Origin of the sequence: Rhizobium mulingense, assembly GCF_029194105.1 — a bacterium.
Classification (GTDB): Bacteria; Pseudomonadota; Alphaproteobacteria; order Rhizobiales; family Rhizobiaceae; genus Rhizobium; species Rhizobium mulingense.
The window spans coordinates 274,188-291,527 of sequence record NZ_JARFVE010000006.1 but is presented as its reverse complement, the minus strand read 5'-3'; the positions used below and the strand labels follow the sequence as shown (position 1 = coordinate 291,527).

The window sequence follows — 17,340 nt, the reverse complement described above, 5'->3', positions numbered from 1 at the left end:
CTCAAGATCAATGGAGGAATTCATGGACAAAGTCGGTGTCGGCATCATCGGATGCGGCAATATTTCGGGCGCCTATCTCACAGCGATGGCCTCCTTTCCCATTCTCGATATCCGCGGTGTCGCCGATCTCAACCGGGAGCTCGCAGAGGCCAAGGCGCGCGAATTCAACGTTCCCGCCAAATCAGTCGAAGAACTCTTCGCCGATCCCAAAGTCGAAATCATCGTCAATCTTACCATCCCGAAAGCCCATGTCGCCGTGGCGCTGCAGGCGCTTGAGGCCGGCAAGCATACCTATTCGGAAAAGCCGCTTGGGATTAATTTCGCGGAAGGGAAAAAATTGGCCGAGGCGGCGCGCGGGCGAAATCTGCGCATCGGCGCGGCGCCCGACACCTTCCTCGGCGGCGGCCACCAGACGGCCCGTGCCCTGATCGACCAGGGCGTCATCGGCCAACCGGTCGGCGGCTCGGCAAGCTTCATGTGCCCGGGCCATGAGCGTTGGCATCCGAACCCAGCCTTCTATTACGAGGTCGGCGGCGGGCCGATGCTCGATATGGGTCCCTATTACATTACCGATCTCGTCAATCTGCTCGGGCCGGTATCGCAGGTCGCGGGCTTTGCGACGACGCCACGAGCCGAACGGCTTATTACCAGCGAGCCGCGTAATGGCGAGCGTATTCCCGTGCATGTGCCGACCCATGTCGCCGGCATGATGGCTTTTGCCAATGGCGCGGTCGTGCAGATTGCCATGAGCTTCGATGTCGCCGGCCACAAGCATGTGCCGCTCGAAGTCTACGGAACCGAGGGCACGCTGATCGTCCCGGATCCCAACAAGTTTGCCGGTCCTGTCGAGTATCTGAAGAAGGGCGGCGCCTTCGAGGACCAGCCGGTCACCGCGCCCTATGCCGAAGGCAATTTCCGCTCGCTCGGCGTCGCCGACATGGCGCATGCAATCCGCTCGAACCGGCCGCACCGCGCCAATGGCGATCTGGCGCTGCACGTGCTCGAAGTTATGGAAGCCTTCCATACCGCGTCCGAAACCGGCCGAACGGTGACGATATCAACGGCGGTGGAACGCCCCGCCCCCTTGTCCCAATCCATCGTCGACGGACGGCTGGCGAAATAAGTTTCAGGAGGAAAGAGAATGCGTGAAGCACTGATCGTCTGGGGTGGCTGGAGCGGGCACGAGCCGCAGGAATGCGCCGAAATCATCAAGACCATGCTCGAGGAAGACGGTTTCAAGGTTTATCTCGAACACGGCACGGAGGCGCTCGCCGACCCTTCCGTCCATGATCTCAGCCTCGTCGTGCCGATCATGACGATGTCGAAGATCGAGAAGGAGGAAGTCAAGAACCTCGCGGCCGCGATCGAAAGCGGCGTCGGCATTGCTGGCTATCACGGTGGCGCCGGCGATGCCTTTCGCGATTCCGTCGATTATCAGTTCATCATCGGCGGCCAGTGGGTGGCCCATCCCGGCAACGTCATCGACTATACCGTCAACATCACCCGGCCGGACGATCCGCTGATGGAGGGGATCGCCGATTTTCCCTACACCTCTGAGCAATATTACATGCATGTCGACCCCTCGAACGAGGTTCTGGCAACGACGAGGTTCACCGGCGAGCACGCCTACTGGATCGACGGCGTCGTCATGCCTGTGGTCTGGAAGCGCAGATACGGCAAGGGCCGCGTCTTCTATTCCTCGCTCGGCCACCAGGCCAAGGAATTCGACGTTCCCGAGATGAAGACAATCTTCCGCCGCGGCGCGAATTGGGCGGCGCGATAGGGCTGTTCGGCTTGCGGGGACCCAAAGACCCCTCTCCAACCCCTCCCCACAAGAGGGACTAAGAATGCCGCACCGCTTCACATAGACTCTATCTTATCAATTCGTCGAACGGTGGCAGCCAGCAAGACCTCTGCTTTTGGTCGCTGCCGGATGCCACAGCTTAGTCCCTCCCCCTTGTGGGGAGGGGTTGGCGAGGGGTTTTCGGCAATCTCAGCGAATGATCAACGCCGTCCCAAATAGCCCCAGCGCGAAAACCGTATGCGCGAGCAGATTGAAGCACCGAACCTTCATCGGCTTCGGATGTTTGGAAGCTGCCCAACCGAGGCCGAGACCGGGCTGCAGCAGGAACCACCCCGCCCCGACTGTGACGATGCCGAATATCCAGGCGGGGAGGAATGTCGGTGCGGCGAGCCAGCCCTGCCCCATGATGATCGCGAAGATCACGCCATAGAGAATGCCGACGGCGTAGTGGCTGATCCAGCCGAGCGCCAATTCCCCGGCATAAGGTTCGGCATCGGCGATGTTGTCATGAAAGACCTTGCCGCGGCCGAGATGCCAGAACCAGCGACCGACCGGCGCCCAATTGGCCGGCGGCTGGCCGAAGACCTTGGCGAGCAGGATCGCCCAGAGATCCATGAGGATGGTTGCGCCGGCGCCGATCGCCAAGCCGCGCCACAGAATATCGAACATCGGGAATCACCGGAAAGCGTTGATGGGAGGAGGCGCTAGAAGATCATTGCGGCCACGCTGGCGCAACTGATCAATTCCTTCCCCAGAATTCCGGTTTGATACGGCGCACCACGCAGTTTGCACGGCCGTCACCCCTCTATCATCCGCAAAAAGGCATCGGTGCAGGCGCAAATTGATGCTTTTCGCGTGCAACGATTTTTCTTACTCACGATCGGAAGGGCAATGAGAGGCGCGGCGATGGCACTGCCATTCTACTGGAACGAGTTGAACACCTATGATTTCGCCGGACTTTCGCCGGATACGACGATCGCCATCCTACCCATCGCCTCAACCGAACAGCACGGCCCGCACCTTCCGGTCGCAACCGACGTGGTGATCGCCAACGGCATGCTGGCCGAACTGCGAAGGCAAAAGCCCGGTGACCTCGATTTTCTCGTCCTGCCGACGCAGGAGATCGGCAAGGCAAACGAGCATATCCACGGCCCTGGAACCTTGTCGCTTGGTGCGGATTTGCTCATCCCCGTCTGGACGGCGATCGGGGCCAAGGTCGCCGAAGCCGGCATCCGCAAGATGGTGATCGTCAATTCGCATGGCGGCAATGTCGACATCATGAGCATCGTCGCGCGTGAGTTGCGGGTGCGCTGTCAGATGGCCGTGGTCTCGACGCAATGGGGCCGCTTCGGCCATCCCGAAGGGATGATCGGCGAACACGAGCTGAAATACGGCATCCACGGCGGCGAGGTAGAAACCTCGCTGATGCTGCATTTCCGCCCCGATCTGGTGCGGATGAACAAGGCGCAGAATTTCACCTCGCAGGCGGAATCGATGCTCCAGCAATCGAAATATATCCAGCCTCTGCCGCCCCATTCCCTTGCCTGGATCGCCCACGATCTCAATCCAAATGGTGTGGTCGGCAATGCCGCGCTCGGGACAGCCGGAAAGGGCGAAGCGATCTGCCGCCACCAGGTGAAGGGATTTATCGAGCTGCTCCACGATCTGAAGCGCTACCCGCTGTCCAATCTCTATTTGAAATAACGTCTGTTGGTACCCGAGGTGCGGCTCATATCGCCGCGGATTTTTCCACCGCAATGTGGCCCTTCGCCTGCAGTTCCTCCACCAGTCCGGCAAGTTCGGCCAGGAGATATTCGACGAAGAGGCTGGTGGCGGAATCGAGCGGGGCGCGGGCGCGGGCAAAAAGCTTCATTGGCTGATGGCGCGCATGCGGCTCGGCGATCCGCCGGAAGACGAGTTCGCCCTGGCGGCATTCGGTGATGACGTCGAGCGGGTTCAGGATCGTCAGCCCTGCTCCGGACTTGACCAGCTTCTTCAGCATCTCCGACGCGTTGGTTTCAAGAACCGGCTCGACATGCACGTCAAGGCGCGCCAGGGCGAGATTGATCACGTCGCGCAGGCTGGTTCCCTGCTGGGCCAGCACCAGGCGTTCCTGGACGATATCGGCCAGGTTGATCGGACCAGGACCAATGAGATGATGGCCCGGCGGGAAGACGACGCCGATCGGAATGTCGAAATTGCCAAGCGTGCGGATGCCGGGGGTAGCAGGAATATTGAAGCCGAGGCCGATATCGACTTCCCCTGACAGCACCGGGTTGACCGTCATCGTACCGGCGTCATTGCGCAACTGCATGAAGACACGCGGATGCTCCGATTGGAACCGCGCAATGATGTCAGGCAGCGGTCCCGCCGCGAAACCGACAGTGGTCACCAGGCGCACCTTGCCGGCCTGCTGCATCTTCAGGCTGCGGATGCGGCCCTCCAGCCGCTCATAATTCTTCAGGACCTCGCGAATATGTTCAATGCAGAGCTCGCCGGCTGCGGTCAGGCGCAGGCCGCGCGGCAGGCGCTCGAAGAGCGGCGCGCCCATTTCCTCTTCCAGCGCCAAAATCTGTCGGTTGATCGCTGATGACGCCACGTTCAAGCGCGCGGCCGCTTTGCGGATCGAGCCCGAGCGCGCGATCTCGTTGATATAGAGAAGCTTTCTCGAATGCAGCATCATGACCTCGTTGCACAAAAAACAAGCGCATAGCGTAAATTAGGCACAGGCTTTCGGTGAGATGCCGAAAAGGCATCATTGCGCACGAAATTTGATGCTTTTCAAAGAGCAAAGCAATCGCTCCTATGAAGAAAACCGGACGTCGCCAGAGACGTTGCGGACTCACGAGGGGAACGTCGATCATGTCCAATATACTGCAGAACACCGTCTTTTCCGCACTTGCCGGCTTCGGCGGAATTCTTGCCTCGATCGCACCCGTGCAAGCGGCCGACAAAGTCAGCTATGGCACGAACTGGCTGGCGCAGGCCGAGCATGGCGGGTTCTATCAGGCGGTCGCCGATGGCACCTATGCGAAACATGGCCTTGACGTGACCATCGTCCAGGGCGGCCCGAATGCGGCGAACAGCGCGCTTTTGATTTCGGGCAAGATCGACTTTTACATGGGTGGCCCGCAGGGCGAGATCTCCGCCGTCGAACAGGGCATTCCGCTGGTCGACGTCGCGGCGATCTTCCAGAAGGATCCGCAGGTGCTGATCGCGCACCCCGATGCCGGCATCGACAAGTTCGAAGATCTCGCCAAGCTCAAGACACTGTTTCTCGGCAAGGACGGCTATCTCACCTATTTCGAATGGATGAAGGCGAACTTCAAAGGCTTCCGGGACGAGCAGTACAAGCCTTATAATTTCAGCCCGGCTCCGTTCCTCGCAGACAAGGATTCCGCCCAGCAAGGTTACCTGACCTCGGAACCCTATGAGATTCAGAAGCAGGCCGGTTTCGAGCCGAAAGTCTTCCTGCTCGCCGATAACGGTTATTCGCCCTATTCGACGATGATCACCACCACGCAGACGATGATCGACAGCAAACCGGACGTCGTCCAACGCTTCGTCGATGCCTCGATCGAGGGCTGGTACAACTACCTCTACGGCGACAACAGCAAGGCGAACGAACTGATCAAGAAGGATAATCCTGAGATGACGGATGGCCAGATCGCCTACTCCATCGCCAAGATGAAGGAATACGGCATCATCGAATCCGGCGACAGCCTCGACAAAGGCATCGGCTGCATGACCGACGCGCACTATAAGGCCTTCTTCGACGAGATGGTCGCGATCAAGGTGTTCAAGCCGGAGACCGACTACACCAAGGCTTTCACCACAAAATTCGTCTGCAAGAGCACCGGCATGGCGATGAAGAAATAGCATCCGGCCAATGCCCTCCCTTTCGTGAACGAGACCGGCAATGCCGACAGCTGAAGCTCAGACCCTACCCCCGCAAGAGACGCGCAAGCGGCCGCTGGTCGTCATGCGCTCTGTCTCGAAAACCTTCTCCAGCGGAACCGTTGCCCTTTCGAATATGACGCTTTCCGTGGAAAGCGGGGAGTTCATCAGCCTGCTTGGCCCTTCCGGCTGCGGCAAGTCCACGGCACTGCGCATTATTGCCGGTCTTGGCGACGTCACGTCGGGCGACATCGACTGGCCGAGTTCGCGCGTCAATTCGAAGGGCCTTCCTGAGGGGGACATCGGCTTCGTCTTCCAGGAGCCGACGCTGATGCCCTGGAAGACTGTGTTCGACAACGTCCATCTGCCGTTGAAACTCAGACATGTCTCGAAGACAGCTGCACATGATCGGATCCTGGATGTGCTGAGCACCGTCGGGCTCCAGGATTTTGCCGGCGCCTATCCGCGCGAACTTTCCGGTGGAATGAAGATGCGCGTATCGATCGCCCGTGCGCTGGTGACGAAGCCCAAGCTCCTGCTGATGGACGAGCCCTTCGCCGCCCTCGACGAGATAACGCGCCAGAAATTGAATGACGACGTTCTGCGGCTTTGGAAGACGACAGGCATCACCGTCATCTTCGTTACGCATTCGGTGTTCGAATCAGCCTACCTGTCGAACCGGATCGTCGTGATGAAGGCGCGGCCCGGGCGCGTTCATGCCGACCTTCCGCTGACGACCAGTGTTGAACGGGATGCGCATTACCGCACTTCGGAAGAATACCGCAAAGCATGCGAGACGGTTTCGCATTCGCTGATCGGAGCGATCAACGCGACGGAGAACCATTGATGCGCAGTGAGAGCGATGCACCGCCATTCCCTGCCGCTGGCGCAAGACGCCGGGACCTGGCGTTGCGCATCTGCACCCCCTTGCTTGTCATCGTGTCGCTGATCCTGATCTGGTCCGCCTACGTGAAGCTCTCCGGCATACCGCCTTACATCCTGCCCGGTCCGGCGGCGGTGGCGAACGCCTTCGTGACCGACTGGGGTACGCTTGCCCCTGCCCTCTGGGTCACAACCAAGATCACGCTGATGTCTCTGATGCTGGCGCTTGTCGGCGGTGTCGGCTTTGCAATCTTCCTGGTGCAGTCGCGCTGGATCGAACTCGCCTTCTATCCGCTGGCCGTCATCCTGCAAGTGACACCGATCGTGGCAATCTCGCCGCTGATCCTGATCTATGCGCCGTCGACGCAGGTGGCGCTGCTGATCTGCGCCTTCCTCGTCGCCTTTTTCCCGATCCTTTCGAACATGGTCCAGGGGCTGAAAAGCGTCGATCACAACCTCATCAATCTCTTCGAACTCTATGGCGCATCCCGCTGGCAGACATTGTTCTTTCTCAAGCTGCCTGCCGCCCAGCCCTACTTCATGACAGGCCTCAGGATCGGCGGCGGACTGGCGCTGATCGCCGCCGTCGTCGCGGAATTTGCCGCGGGCTCGGCGGGCGCTGGTTCCGGCCTCGCCTTCCGGCTTCTCGAAGCCCAATATCGGCTGAACATTCCGCGCCTGTTTGCGGCGCTGCTGATGCTCTCCCTGCTCGGCGTGGCGATCTTTGCCGTCACCTCCTTCATTTCCTGGCTTGCCCTGCACCGTTGGCACGAGAGCAGCCTGAAACGGGAAAACTGATGACCCATTCCTTCATCTCCCCACCCAATGCCGGCCGCTTCGTGCTGAGCAACGCAACGCTGCCTGCCGCTGCGGTCACCGGTTACGACGCCCCCGCCGCCGAGGGGCTCGTCAAAGCCGACATCGTCATCACCGACGGCATGATCGCCGCGGTGCTGCCGCCCGGCGGAGCGCCTGCCGAACTGGCCAAATCGGATCTTAGGGAAAGCATGGTCTGGCCCTGCTTCACCGACATGCACACCCATCTTGACAAGGGTCATATCTGGCCGCGCAGCGCCAATCCGGATGGCACATTTCCGGGAGCTTTGGAGGCAGTGCGCGCCGACCGCGAAGCGAACTGGTCGGCCGGCGACGTGAAGAAGCGCATGGAATTCTCCCTGCGCTCGGCCTATGCGCACGGCACCAGCTTGATCCGCACCCATCTCGACTCCCTGGCGCCGCAGCATCGCATTTCCTTCGAGGTCTTTGCCGAGATGCGCGAGGCTTGGAAGGATCGGATCGCTTTGCAGGCGGTGGCGCTCTTTCCGATGGAAAACATGGCGGATGCTGCCTATTTCGCCGACCTGGTCGCCGTCGTTCGCGACAAGGGCGGCCTGATCGGCGGCGTCACCCGGATGAGCTCTGATCTCGGAAGCCAGCTCGACACGCTGTTCAGAGCGGCGGCCGATAACGGTCTCGACGTCGATCTGCATGTCGACGAGACCGACGATCCGGGCGCTGAAAGCTTGAAGGCAATCGCTGAGGCCGTGTTGCGCAACCGTTTCGAGGGCAAGGTGACGGCCGGCCATTGCTGCTCGCTCGCCCGTCACGACGAAGAGACGGCAAAGCGCACGGTCGCACTTGTCGCAGAGGCCGGTGTCGCCGTCGTCTCGCTGCCGATGTGCAACATGTATCTGCAGGACCGCTACCCCAGCCGCACGCCTCGCTGGCGGGGCGTTACCCTGTTCAAGGAATTGGCTGCGGCGGGCGTCGCAACGGCGGTCGCCTCCGACAATACCCGCGACCCATTCTATGCCTATGGCGATCTCGACCCGGTGGAGGTCTTCCGCGAGGCGGTCCGCATCCTGCATCTCGACCATCCGCTGGATACAGCCGCGCGGGTCGTCACCACCTCGCCCGCCGATATTCTCGGCCGGCCCGATAACGGGCGCATCGCCGCCGGCGCCTCAGCCGATCTCGTGCTCTTCAGCGCCCGATGCTGGAGCGAATTTCTTTCCCGTCCGCAGTCCGACCGCGTGGTACTTCGCCGCGGCAAGGTGATCGACCGCAGCCTGCCGGACTACCGTGAACTCGACAACCTCGTTGGAGCCTGACATGCCGGATTATCAAAGGATTAAAACAGAACTCGAGGGTATCGCCCTCGAGGACAATCCGGCGCTGGTGCGCCAGAAGAGCCGTGATTTCTACTGGTATTCGCCGATCCTGAAGGCGCAGCTTGACAATGTGACGGCCGATCTCGTCGTCACCCCGAAGAACGAGGAGGAGGTGATCCGGACCTTGAAGGTCGCCTTTGCCCATGGCGTACCGGTGACCCCGCGCGGCGCCGGCACCGGCAATTACGGCCAGGCCATGCCGCTTTCAGGCGGTATCGTGCTGAACCTTGCGGCCATGAATGAGATCAAGGAAATCCATCCGGGCCGGGTGATCTGCGAACCGGGCATCGTTCTTGCTCAGCTCGACAAGCAGACCAAGGCCCATTCCGGCCAGGAGTTACGCTTCCATCCTTCGACGGCCCAGACGGCAACAGTGGGCGGCTTTATCGCCGGGGGCTCTGGCGGCGTCGGCTCGATCACCTGGGGCGGCTTGCGCGATCTCGGCAATATTTTGCGCCTGCGCGTGGTCACCATGGAGGCCGAGCCACGCGTGCTCGACCTTACCGGCTGGGACCTGCAGAAGGTCAGCCACGCCTATGGCACCAACGGCATCATCACCGAGATCGAGATGCCGCTGGCGTCAGCCTATGACTGGGTCGACGTACTCGTCGGTTACGATGATTTCATGGCTGCCGTGCGCTTCTCGGATGCGCTCGCCAAATGCAACGGCATCCTGGTCAAGGAGATCGCGCCGATCGCCGCACCGATACCGCACGATTATTTCACCCGGCATAAACCCTATATCCGCAAGGGCCAGTCGGTCGTTGTGCTGATGATCGCGCCGCATTCCATGGATGCTTTCCTCGCCTTTGCCGCGGCTCACAAGGGCGAGATCATGTTCCGCTCCGACAGGGTCGAAAGCATGAAAGGCATTCCGCATGCCTATGAGCTTGCCTGGAACCACACGACGCTGCGTGCGCTGAAGGTCGATCCTGGCTTCACCTACCTGCAGGTTCAGTATCCTGGACCGGATCATGTGGCCAAGGTCGCCAAGATGGTGGAGATTTTCGGTGATGAAGTGCCGGGCCATCTCGAATTCATCAAGTTCGACGGGCAGATCCAATGCTCCGGCCTGCCGCTGGTGCGCTACACCACGGAGGAACGGCTCGAAGAGATCATCAAGATCCACCAGGACCACGGCTGCCCGATCTTCAATCCGCACCGTTACACGCTGGAGGAAGGCGGCATGAAGCGCACCGACAAGGTGCAGCTCGCCTTCAAACATGAAACCGATCCCCGCGGGCTGCTGAATCCCGGCAAGATGATTGCCTGGGAGAATCCGGATTTCGACTTCAATGCCGGCAAGAACTATCTGTTTCCAGGGCTTGCGAGCGTCATGGAGGCCTCATGAGGGTTCTGGTGCTACATTCGCATCCTGTGGAGGAAAGCTATGGCAAGTCGCTTTACAAACAGGCGCTGGAAAGCCTTGAGAAAGCCGGCCATGCCGTGGATGGGTGTGATCTCTACGCCGAGGAATTCGATCCCGTGCTCTCCCGCCAGGACAGGCTCACCTATCACGATTACCCTGCCAACACCGACCTGGTGAAACCCTATGTCGAGCGGCTGAAGCAGGCCGAAGGGCTGGTGCTGGTGACGCCGATCTGGAACTTCGGATTCCCGGCGATCCTCAAGGGCTATTTCGACCGCGTCTGGCTTCCCGGCGTTTCCTTCGACCTCGTCGACGGCAAGGTGGAATCGCGGCTGCGCCATATCAGAAAGCTCGCGGCCGTTCTGACATACGGCGCCACGCCGTTTCGCGCCTTCGCCGCCGGCAACCCGCCGAAGAAAATCGTCAAACGTGTGCTGAGAGCGCAGATCAATCCGCTAAGGCCGGTTACCTTTCTTGCGCATTACGACATGAACAATTGCACACCGGAAACACGGGCGCGGTTTCTGGAGAAGGTGAAGACAGCGATGGAGCGGTTCTAGATGAAGAAGATCTTCAATCCCTCTTCCGTTCGTCGTCCCTTCGGAAATTACAATCATGGATTGCTGGTGCCGCCGGGCGCCTCGTTGCTCGTGACCTCCGGGCAACTCGGTGTTGGTCTCGACGAGGAGGTGCCGGAGGATGTCGGCGCGCAGGCAGAACTTTGCTTCGAGGCGATCAAGGCGATTCTTGCAGAGGCGGAGATGAATTTCGCCGACGTCATCCGCATCTCGGGTTTTGTGACGAAGCGCGAGCACTTCGCCGACTATATGCAGGTCCGGGATCGATATACGCTCGATCCGAAACCGACCTCGACGCTGATCGTCGTCGCCGGTTTCACCCGCCCGGAATTCGTTGTGGAAGTCGAAGTTACGGCCGCCAAAGTGTTCTGATGAAGCGAGACGCCTCGGAACATCCACCCGTCAGTTGCCCCCTTCCCCAGCTTCGTATCGCCGCTCATCCAAGCTTTCGAGATGGTACGGCCCCTCTTTTCGCGTGCGGCGTCGATGCGGTCGGGTCATCGAAAGACGCGACGATCTACTAGACTTGCTGGTCTTACGGGGCATCGGCAAGGGAACGAACATCCGACCGCAACGCCTGACATGCTGGCGGCGGAAACCGCAAGAGGGGTGCGGTATCGATTGGCACCAAGGTCTTGCGCTCCTCTGCAATTTAGCCAAAAATACTGATCGTAATGCTTGTGCTCTGACAGCAATCCGGCATCGCTGGACGTTTTCATTCAATAAATCAAAGTTGAGCGCAGATCACATAGCGTGGCGGCGGCAATCTGCCTTACCGAGACTGAACAATACGAATTTGTAACATTGGCGGCATGGATGCGTCATGTCTTTCGTGGAATCGCAAGGTGACAGAAAGTATCGGACCAGTGAGCGAGTGGGTGGGCTCGTTGATTGCTCATCGCTGCAGGTCGAGCTCAGACATTTCGATCCGGGCTGGCAGGTCGACCTTACACTCGAATGCACGGAAATAGCCGTCCTGCTCTCGGGGCAGTCGAAGATCAGGTGGACGGGTGACGGCCACAGGCGGGATGCGATTGCCCGCCCCGGTGTCGCTTGGATATGTCCAGCGGGTGTCCATGAGAGCGGTGTAGAAATCATGGGTACCATGCCCGAGTCCCTCCACATCTTCCTGCCGCCGTCGCTCGTCGGTGAGAGCGCACTTTCAAACTTCGACATCGATCCGGCCAAGGTGCAGCTCGCCTATGCGGGAGGCGTCCCCCATCCCATGGTGCTGCAGATCGGTCAACTCTTTCGAGGTTTGTTGAACAGAAGCCTTGAACCGACTGATCGCCTCTATCTGGACGGCATCCAGACGGCGCTGGCGGCGCACCTGCTCGGCACCTATTCGTCTGTTCGCTGGCAACCTGCCGCACGGGCGCCGACTGTCGACCCAAGAAGGCTGCAACGCGTCTTCGATTTCATTGAAGCCCGCATCGCAGCCGAAATCTCGCTGGATGACCTTGCCGCGGAGGCTTGCCTCAGCGCCTTTCATTTTGCCCGCATGTTTCGCAAGGCTACCGGGCTGACGCCGCATCGCTACGTCACCGAGCGACGGATCGAGGCGGCCAAGGAAAAGCTCCGGCTCGCACGGTCCTCGCTCGTGGAGATCGCGCTCGATACCGGCTTCGGCTCGCAGGCGAATTTCACCCGGGTCTTCCGGAACATGACCGGTTTGACGCCCGGCCAATACCGCGCGCTCTTCACCGGTTAGCGGCTTCCGCCTATCGGAGATAGTTCTCGGTTCGCGCATGCCGGCACGCCGGAGCGCAAGATTTGCGCATAGCGTAGCAAGAACTGAAAATACTGCCGACCGGTTCCGCCTGTACACCTGTCTCATCGAGCGGGGAGCGCTAGCCCCCGAACTGAAAAGAGGAGACAGGAGATGATTTCCATTGACGAAGCTCGCAGGGTCATCGCCGCAGGTGAGGCGCGGGCTAATGAGATCGGTGTGCCGGTCAATATCGCAGTCTTGGACGCCGGAGCGCATCTCAAGGCGTTTGGCCGAATGGACGGCGCAGTGCTCGGCTCGATCGACCTCGCTATGGGCAAAGCCCGGACGGCCGTATTGTTTCAAACGACAAGCGAGGCCGTCTGGGAATATTGCAAGCCAGGCGCTCCCGCCCATGCCCTTGAACTATCCAATGGCGGCCTAACTCCCTTTGCCGGCGGCATCTCGCTCTTTGCCGGCGACGGCACGGTGATCGGGGCCGTTGGCGTTTCCGGCGGAGCGGTTGCACAGGATCTCGAAATCGCGCAGGCAGCGGCTGCGGCCGTCGCATGACGCTATGCCAACATTTGATTTCGACCAACCCGAAACCATCGAAAGGAATGTCTCATGACAAAGACCATTTTGATCACTGGCGCAGGCTCCGGCTTCGGCAAGGGTGCCGCCATCGGCATGGCCAAGAACGGCCACAGCATCATCGCGACGACGCAGGTTTCCTCGCAGGTTACGCCGCTGCGTGAGGAGGTCGCCGCCCTCGGCCTCAAGAACGTCCGTGTCGAGCGACTCGACCTCACCGATCCCTACGACATCAAGCAGGCGCAGGGATGGGATATCGACGTTCTTTGGAACAATGCCGGTATGGGCGAAGCCGGCCCGGTTTGGGAAATCCCGATCGAACTTGTTCGCAAGAATTATGAAGTCAACGTCTTCCTGCCGCTGGTGCTGACTCAGGGCGTCGTCCAGAGATGGGTGCGCGAAGGCAAGAAAGGCAAAGTGGTCTTCACGTCCTCGATGGGCGGCCTCTTCACTCCGGCCAACTGGGGCACCTATGTCTCCACCAAGCACGCGTTGGAATCGATCGCCGAAGCGCTGCAGCAGGAACTCGCCCCTTACGGCATCAAGATCCAGACAATCAACCCCGGCGCCTACTACACCGGCTACAACGAGACGATGGCGGACAATCCGTTCCGCTGGCTGGATGACAGCAAGAACTTCACGAAGCGCGCAGATCTGCGAAAGGGCTTCGACGATTTCTTCGCAACGCCCGAAGGTAAGATGGACCCGAAGGAAATGATCGACCGGATGATCGAAGTCGTTCCGGCCGACACCGGCAGGTTCCGCAACGTCGTTCCGAAGGTCATCGAGGACATGCTGAAGGAGCATCAGCTGAGAGCCTGGGAAAACCAGATCTAAGCAGATTTCTGGCGGCGAGCGCCGCAAGCGGCACCCGACCAGCGGGTGTCGCCCCACTCGTTTACCCTCCGGAGAAAACCATGTCCTACACTGCAACGGCAGCCGTCTGCCGCCCGCAATCCCGGGCCAGGCGCATCTTCAACGCGACCCTCGGCATCGCTGCCGCCATCCTTGCTCTGGGCGGGCTCGAAGCGCACGCCACAGCGCAGTCTCTCACTGAAACCGAACGCCGCAACAAGGCAGCCATCGAGGCTGGCTTCGAAGCCTGGGCGGCCGGCACAGGCAGTCCTTATGATCTCCTCGCCGACGACGCCCGCTGGACAATCGAGGGCTATTCGCTGGCATCGAAGACCTATCCAAGCCGCGAGGCATTCCTGCGTGAGGTGATCCGCCCGTTTAATGCTCGAATGAAGGCACCGCTGAAGCCGGCGATCCGCAACTTGTATGTCGACGGCGACACTGTGATCGTCTTTTTCGACGCCCGCGGCATCGCCCGCGACGGAGAGCCCTACGCGAACACCTATGCCTGGTTTCTCGACATGCGCGACGGCCGTATCGTCCGTGCCTCGGCCTTCTTTGATTCGATCGTGTTCAACGCCTTGTGGACCCGTGTGACGCCGGTCGACTAGAGTCTTCCAGGTCGAACCAAACTTGCCGTTCCCAGATGGCGCGGCGGACATTCTGCACCACATCACTCGGATGCCCGCCTCTGCGCGATCGATCAGCCGCCCTCTTCCTGCGGTTTCTCGGCGCCACTATCGATACGTCACTGGTATCTCGGGCAGGCCTGTTTCAGAGTGCGTCGCGCTCGTATCGCGGTGTCCAGCCGCGGGCCATTCCGCGGCTCATCACGCTTTCCGCCAGCGCCAGTTGCCGGCGCAGATGTCTGCAGTCGTCGAGCAGCGTGCGGATCGCCGCCTTGGCATCGTCGTCATGCCAGGCGAGCACGGCCTCCACCTCCCATGCGCGATCAGGCCAAGCCGGGGTGGAGCAAACCGGATCGGGTCTGAACGTCTTTGCCGGCTGCATCAGTTCAACGCCAGCGGCAATTGGACCGGCCGCGGCAAGGGCGGCAGCGGCCGGCTGAGTTCGACCTTTTTCTGCCAGGCCGCGCGACGCTGCTGATCCCGTTCGCGGGCCGCGCGGGAGGCTTCGACGAGGGCCAGGGCGTTGGCGATCACCTGTTCCGTATGTGTCATGACCATCTCCTGTGTTCCTGTTTTGTTCCAATTTAGACCCTTGCCCGCAGAAGTCAAGCACCGCGGGACCTTCACCTGGAAACGGGAGAAAACGGAGATCGAAATGCGGCCGCTGTTCAGTCGGCGGCTTCTATGACGGCGATACCCGCCTCCTGCGCAGCCCTGACGAAGGCGGCCCGGACATGATCCGGCGGAAGATCGCCGATGATCGCATCCAGGCAGGCTTTGACGGCTTCGAAATATTCTTCGCCGTCATCCACCGGCCAGTCATGGAGGAGCGTGCGCGCGGCATCCCACACCGAGTTGATAACGGCATAGTGCCCGAGCCCCATCGAGGCCAGGCCGACCGGTCGAAAATGTGCCCTCTGTCTCACTTTGTTACAGCTTTTCCTGATTTCGGCGAGCTAATCGATGAAATGCAATTTGCGTGCCGTTGGCGGCGGCTTTTCGATCTTGGCCAATCATAGCCGCGACAGACATGTCTCTCCAACCAGGATCCGGCGGGCGAGGCCTGAGAACGGGATACGCCTGAAGCCTCTCGAGGGGGTCCGGAAACCCTGCAATCAGTCATTAAATGACAGATTATGGTAAATATCAGACTTAGCGCACCGAGCCTACTCGTTAAAACTGGCTATTTTCTTACATATTCTATCGAAGATGCAGCAACGCGTTCCTTTTCCGGAAGCAATGCAGCGCGACGATGCATCGTTGATTGTCCCGAAGGTGGACGGGGAGGCATCCAGATCGTACAATGCCGTTTCTTGCATGCGGCGGATCTGGGAGAACGCGCGATGCCCATCTTCATGGACCGGCACTATCTCGAAGGAACTTCGGCCGCCGAGGTCGCCCAGGCACATCGCATGGATATCGACATTCAGGATCGATACGGCGTCAAGTTTCTCACTTACTGGTTCGACGAGCGGCGCGGGACGGCCTTCTGCCTAGTGGATGCGCCCGATATGGCAGCCGTCCAATGCGTTCATCGCGAGGCGCACGGCTTTGTCGCCAACGAGATCGTCGAGGTGGCTCTCTCGGCGGTCGAGGCCTTTCTCGGCCGCATCAATGACCCTGATCCAGCGCCCGGCCAGTCGCCGCAAATGGATCCAGGCCACCGGGCGATCCTCTTTACCGATATCGTCGGCTCGACCGAGATGACGGCGCGCCTCGGCGACCGCATGGGAACAGAGTTGGTCCGGGCCCATGACGCAATCGTGCGCCGATGCCTCGGCAAAAATTCAGGCCGCGAAGTCAAGCACACCGGCGACGGCATCATGGCGGCCTTCGCGGCGACAACGGCAGCCGTTGAATGCGCCATGGCGATCCAGCAGGAATTCCAACATTACAACGGCGGCAACAATTCCCAGCCGCTCCATATCCGCATCGGGCTCGATTGCGGCGAGCCGGTCGAGGACAGCAACGACCTCTTCGGCTCGACCGTGCAACTGGCGGCCCGCCTCTGCGCGGCAGCCGCCAGCGACCAGATCCTGGTGTCGGAGAATATTTTCCGGGAATATGGCGCGACCGATGTCTTCGCCCACGCGACGCGCCGGCGGCTCAAGGGATTTTCCAAGCCGATGCTGGTTTTCCAATGCGACTGGACCAACGCCAGCCGGCAACTGAGCTAAAGCCCTTTATTTTTATGCGTGTCGCCCGGAACCGCTGCACATTTCCGGGCGACACGCATTAGCGCACCGCCGATTTTCTCGCGGCGGCCGAACCCGCCTCGTTTCGGCCGCGGCCGTGCGCTTGTGATCAGGCATTGCCGATTGGATGATCGCTCATCAGCTGCTCGAATTTCGCCGCGCCCTCGGCCTTCGCCAGCACGCCCGACATCTTCAGAAACCGCCGGAAATTCTCCCGCGCCGCGTTCAGCGGGAAACGGCCGTTCGCCGTATCCCTGCACGCCTTTAACAGCGTTTCATATGCCAAACCTCGCTTGTCCTGCGGCCATTCGTCCAGAAAATCCATAATTTCGTCGAGACTCGTGATCTCTGCGACGAAATGCTGACGGCGAAGAAAAACCGGCTCGAACCGAGCTTCTGGCATAGTATCCTCCCATTTATATTACTTTTTTATGGTTTTATATTAAGGAAAAAGCTCGAATATTTCAACATAAAACGACTATGTTCTGTCGATAAAGACATTGTAACTACTTCCATAACGACAGAATAACCAGCGGATCAGCTGGACATAAAATGTGCAATTACAGCCGTTGCCGCGCATGTCATCACGTCCATCCCTGCTCGCGAATCCATACCCTGCCATGATAGATTGCAGGCCAGGATCGAGCGGAAGGAGATG

Annotated in this window: 21 protein-coding genes; 15 read left to right on the top strand and 6 right to left on the bottom strand. The window is 60.1% G+C overall.

Going from position 1 to position 17,340, the window contains the following annotated elements:
• Window positions 1-22: 22 nt before the first annotated feature.
• Complete coding sequence (locus PYR71_RS16470; RefSeq protein WP_275620101.1) at window positions 23-1,123, top strand: Gfo/Idh/MocA family protein; 1,101 nt, start codon at window positions 23-25, stop codon at window positions 1,121-1,123.
• 18 nt (window positions 1,124-1,141) lie between these two features.
• Complete coding sequence (locus PYR71_RS16465; RefSeq protein ID WP_275620100.1) at window positions 1,142-1,783, top strand: ThuA domain-containing protein; 642 nt, start codon at window positions 1,142-1,144, stop codon at window positions 1,781-1,783.
• 210 nt (window positions 1,784-1,993) lie between these two features.
• Here PYR71_RS16465 and PYR71_RS16460 read toward each other — a convergent pair whose 3' ends face one another.
• Window positions 1,994-2,473, bottom strand: coding sequence for a DUF2938 domain-containing protein (locus PYR71_RS16460; protein ID WP_275620099.1), 480 nt, complete (start codon window positions 2,471-2,473; stop codon window positions 1,994-1,996).
• A gap of 237 nt (window positions 2,474-2,710) precedes the next feature.
• On the opposite strand from PYR71_RS16460, the gene PYR71_RS16455 reads away from it, so the two are divergent.
• Window positions 2,711-3,508: a creatininase family protein gene (locus PYR71_RS16455; RefSeq protein WP_275620098.1), complete on the top strand. Its 798-nt coding sequence runs from the start codon at window positions 2,711-2,713 to the stop codon at window positions 3,506-3,508.
• Between the two features lie 25 nt (window positions 3,509-3,533).
• Here the strand turns inward: PYR71_RS16455 and PYR71_RS16450 are convergent, their stop codons facing one another.
• Window positions 3,534-4,484, bottom strand: coding sequence for a LysR family transcriptional regulator (locus tag PYR71_RS16450; RefSeq protein ID WP_275620097.1), 951 nt, complete (start codon window positions 4,482-4,484; stop codon window positions 3,534-3,536).
• Between the two features lie 182 nt (window positions 4,485-4,666).
• Here PYR71_RS16450 and PYR71_RS16445 point away from each other — a divergent pair, with 182 nt between their 5' ends.
• The 11 genes from PYR71_RS16445 (at window position 4,667) to PYR71_RS16395 (ending at window position 14,469) form a co-directional block, all read left to right on the top strand.
• Window positions 4,667-5,683 carry an ABC transporter substrate-binding protein gene (locus PYR71_RS16445; protein WP_275620096.1) on the top strand — a complete coding sequence of 339 codons (1,017 nt, stop codon included), beginning with the start codon at window positions 4,667-4,669 and terminating at the stop codon, window positions 5,681-5,683.
• 40 nt (window positions 5,684-5,723) lie between these two features.
• A complete protein-coding gene (locus tag PYR71_RS16440; RefSeq protein WP_275620095.1) occupies window positions 5,724-6,548 on the top strand; it encodes an ABC transporter ATP-binding protein in 825 nt (274 codons plus the stop codon).
• Entirely contained in the window at window positions 6,548-7,381 is an 834-nt protein-coding gene (locus PYR71_RS16435; protein ID WP_275620094.1) for an ABC transporter permease, read from the top strand. Before PYR71_RS16440 ends, PYR71_RS16435 begins: the two co-directional genes overlap by 1 nt.
• A complete protein-coding gene (locus tag PYR71_RS16430; RefSeq protein WP_275620093.1) occupies window positions 7,381-8,694 on the top strand; it encodes a cytosine deaminase in 1,314 nt (437 codons plus the stop codon). The genes PYR71_RS16435 and PYR71_RS16430 overlap by 1 nt, the downstream gene beginning before the upstream one ends.
• Before the next feature lies 1 nt (window position 8,695).
• Complete coding sequence (locus tag PYR71_RS16425) at window positions 8,696-10,105, top strand: FAD-binding oxidoreductase (protein ID WP_275620092.1); 1,410 nt, start codon at window positions 8,696-8,698, stop codon at window positions 10,103-10,105.
• On the top strand, window positions 10,102-10,683 hold the full coding sequence (locus tag PYR71_RS16420) for an NAD(P)H-dependent oxidoreductase (protein ID WP_183915674.1): 582 nt from the start codon (window positions 10,102-10,104) through the stop codon (window positions 10,681-10,683). The genes PYR71_RS16425 and PYR71_RS16420 overlap by 4 nt, the downstream gene beginning before the upstream one ends.
• Window positions 10,684-11,073 (top strand): RidA family protein, encoded by a 390-nt coding sequence (locus PYR71_RS16415; RefSeq protein WP_183915676.1) that lies wholly within the window; start codon window positions 10,684-10,686, stop codon window positions 11,071-11,073.
• 451 nt (window positions 11,074-11,524) lie between these two features.
• On the top strand, window positions 11,525-12,412 hold the full coding sequence (locus PYR71_RS16410; RefSeq protein ID WP_275620091.1) for an AraC family transcriptional regulator: 888 nt from the start codon (window positions 11,525-11,527) through the stop codon (window positions 12,410-12,412).
• A gap of 171 nt (window positions 12,413-12,583) precedes the next feature.
• A complete protein-coding gene (locus PYR71_RS16405) occupies window positions 12,584-12,982 on the top strand; it encodes a GlcG/HbpS family heme-binding protein (protein WP_275620090.1) in 399 nt (132 codons plus the stop codon).
• A 54-nt stretch (window positions 12,983-13,036) separates the two neighbouring features.
• Window positions 13,037-13,840, top strand: a complete 804-nt coding sequence (locus tag PYR71_RS16400; protein WP_275620089.1) for an SDR family oxidoreductase — start codon at window positions 13,037-13,039, stop codon at window positions 13,838-13,840.
• An 80-nt stretch (window positions 13,841-13,920) separates the two neighbouring features.
• The gene (locus PYR71_RS16395; RefSeq protein ID WP_275620088.1) at window positions 13,921-14,469 is read left to right on the top strand and encodes a nuclear transport factor 2 family protein; all 549 of its coding nucleotides are present in this window, start codon (window positions 13,921-13,923) and stop codon (window positions 14,467-14,469) included.
• Between the two features lie 163 nt (window positions 14,470-14,632).
• Here PYR71_RS16395 and PYR71_RS16390 read toward each other — a convergent pair whose 3' ends face one another.
• The 3 genes from PYR71_RS16390 to PYR71_RS16380 form a co-directional block, all read right to left on the bottom strand.
• The gene (locus PYR71_RS16390; protein ID WP_239792348.1) at window positions 14,633-14,869 is read right to left on the bottom strand and encodes a hypothetical protein; all 237 of its coding nucleotides are present in this window, start codon (window positions 14,867-14,869) and stop codon (window positions 14,633-14,635) included.
• Window positions 14,869-15,039 carry a hypothetical protein gene (locus tag PYR71_RS16385; RefSeq protein WP_164517744.1) on the bottom strand — a complete coding sequence of 57 codons (171 nt, stop codon included), beginning with the start codon at window positions 15,037-15,039 and terminating at the stop codon, window positions 14,869-14,871. The genes PYR71_RS16390 and PYR71_RS16385 overlap by 1 nt, the downstream gene beginning before the upstream one ends.
• Window positions 15,040-15,155: 116 nt before the next feature.
• Complete coding sequence (locus tag PYR71_RS16380; RefSeq protein ID WP_038688810.1) at window positions 15,156-15,413, bottom strand: DUF982 domain-containing protein; 258 nt, start codon at window positions 15,411-15,413, stop codon at window positions 15,156-15,158.
• Between the two features lie 417 nt (window positions 15,414-15,830).
• Here PYR71_RS16380 and PYR71_RS16375 point away from each other — a divergent pair, with 417 nt between their 5' ends.
• Window positions 15,831-16,664, top strand: coding sequence for a nickel-binding protein (locus PYR71_RS16375; protein ID WP_275620087.1), 834 nt, complete (start codon window positions 15,831-15,833; stop codon window positions 16,662-16,664).
• Between the two features lie 127 nt (window positions 16,665-16,791).
• Here the strand turns inward: PYR71_RS16375 and PYR71_RS16370 are convergent, their stop codons facing one another.
• Window positions 16,792-17,085, bottom strand: coding sequence for a DUF982 domain-containing protein (locus PYR71_RS16370; RefSeq protein ID WP_183915690.1), 294 nt, complete (start codon window positions 17,083-17,085; stop codon window positions 16,792-16,794).
• Window positions 17,086-17,340 lie beyond the last annotated feature (255 nt).

What these genes read in the sequence shown, in the direction of transcription:
- PYR71_RS16460 (WP_275620099.1), bottom strand. Translation starts at nt 2,473, where the DNA reads ATGTTCGATATTCTGTGGCGCGGCTTGGCGATCGGCGCCGGCGCAACC.
- PYR71_RS16385 (WP_164517744.1), bottom strand. Translation starts at nt 15,039, where the DNA reads ATGACACATACGGAACAGGTGATCGCCAACGCCCTGGCCCTCGTCGAA.
- PYR71_RS16440 (WP_275620095.1), top strand. Translation starts at nt 5,724, where the DNA reads ATGCCGACAGCTGAAGCTCAGACCCTACCCCCGCAAGAGACGCGCAAG.
- PYR71_RS16430 (WP_275620093.1), top strand. Translation starts at nt 7,381, where the DNA reads ATGACCCATTCCTTCATCTCCCCACCCAATGCCGGCCGCTTCGTGCTG.
- PYR71_RS16425 (WP_275620092.1), top strand. Translation starts at nt 8,696, where the DNA reads ATGCCGGATTATCAAAGGATTAAAACAGAACTCGAGGGTATCGCCCTC.
- PYR71_RS16405 (WP_275620090.1), top strand. Translation starts at nt 12,584, where the DNA reads ATGATTTCCATTGACGAAGCTCGCAGGGTCATCGCCGCAGGTGAGGCG.
- PYR71_RS16375 (WP_275620087.1), top strand. Translation starts at nt 15,831, where the DNA reads ATGCCCATCTTCATGGACCGGCACTATCTCGAAGGAACTTCGGCCGCC.
- PYR71_RS16470 (WP_275620101.1), top strand. Translation starts at nt 23, where the DNA reads ATGGACAAAGTCGGTGTCGGCATCATCGGATGCGGCAATATTTCGGGC.
- PYR71_RS16395 (WP_275620088.1), top strand. Translation starts at nt 13,921, where the DNA reads ATGTCCTACACTGCAACGGCAGCCGTCTGCCGCCCGCAATCCCGGGCC.
- PYR71_RS16445 (WP_275620096.1), top strand. Translation starts at nt 4,667, where the DNA reads ATGTCCAATATACTGCAGAACACCGTCTTTTCCGCACTTGCCGGCTTC.
- PYR71_RS16455 (WP_275620098.1), top strand. Translation starts at nt 2,711, where the DNA reads ATGGCACTGCCATTCTACTGGAACGAGTTGAACACCTATGATTTCGCC.
- PYR71_RS16400 (WP_275620089.1), top strand. Translation starts at nt 13,037, where the DNA reads ATGACAAAGACCATTTTGATCACTGGCGCAGGCTCCGGCTTCGGCAAG.
- PYR71_RS16450 (WP_275620097.1), bottom strand. Translation starts at nt 4,484, where the DNA reads ATGCTGCATTCGAGAAAGCTTCTCTATATCAACGAGATCGCGCGCTCG.
- PYR71_RS16435 (WP_275620094.1), top strand. Translation starts at nt 6,548, where the DNA reads ATGCGCAGTGAGAGCGATGCACCGCCATTCCCTGCCGCTGGCGCAAGA.
- PYR71_RS16370 (WP_183915690.1), bottom strand. Translation starts at nt 17,085, where the DNA reads ATGCCAGAAGCTCGGTTCGAGCCGGTTTTTCTTCGCCGTCAGCATTTC.
- PYR71_RS16415 (WP_183915676.1), top strand. Translation starts at nt 10,684, where the DNA reads ATGAAGAAGATCTTCAATCCCTCTTCCGTTCGTCGTCCCTTCGGAAAT.
- PYR71_RS16420 (WP_183915674.1), top strand. Translation starts at nt 10,102, where the DNA reads ATGAGGGTTCTGGTGCTACATTCGCATCCTGTGGAGGAAAGCTATGGC.
- PYR71_RS16465 (WP_275620100.1), top strand. Translation starts at nt 1,142, where the DNA reads ATGCGTGAAGCACTGATCGTCTGGGGTGGCTGGAGCGGGCACGAGCCG.
- PYR71_RS16410 (WP_275620091.1), top strand. Translation starts at nt 11,525, where the DNA reads ATGTCTTTCGTGGAATCGCAAGGTGACAGAAAGTATCGGACCAGTGAG.
- PYR71_RS16390 (WP_239792348.1), bottom strand. Translation starts at nt 14,869, where the DNA reads ATGCAGCCGGCAAAGACGTTCAGACCCGATCCGGTTTGCTCCACCCCG.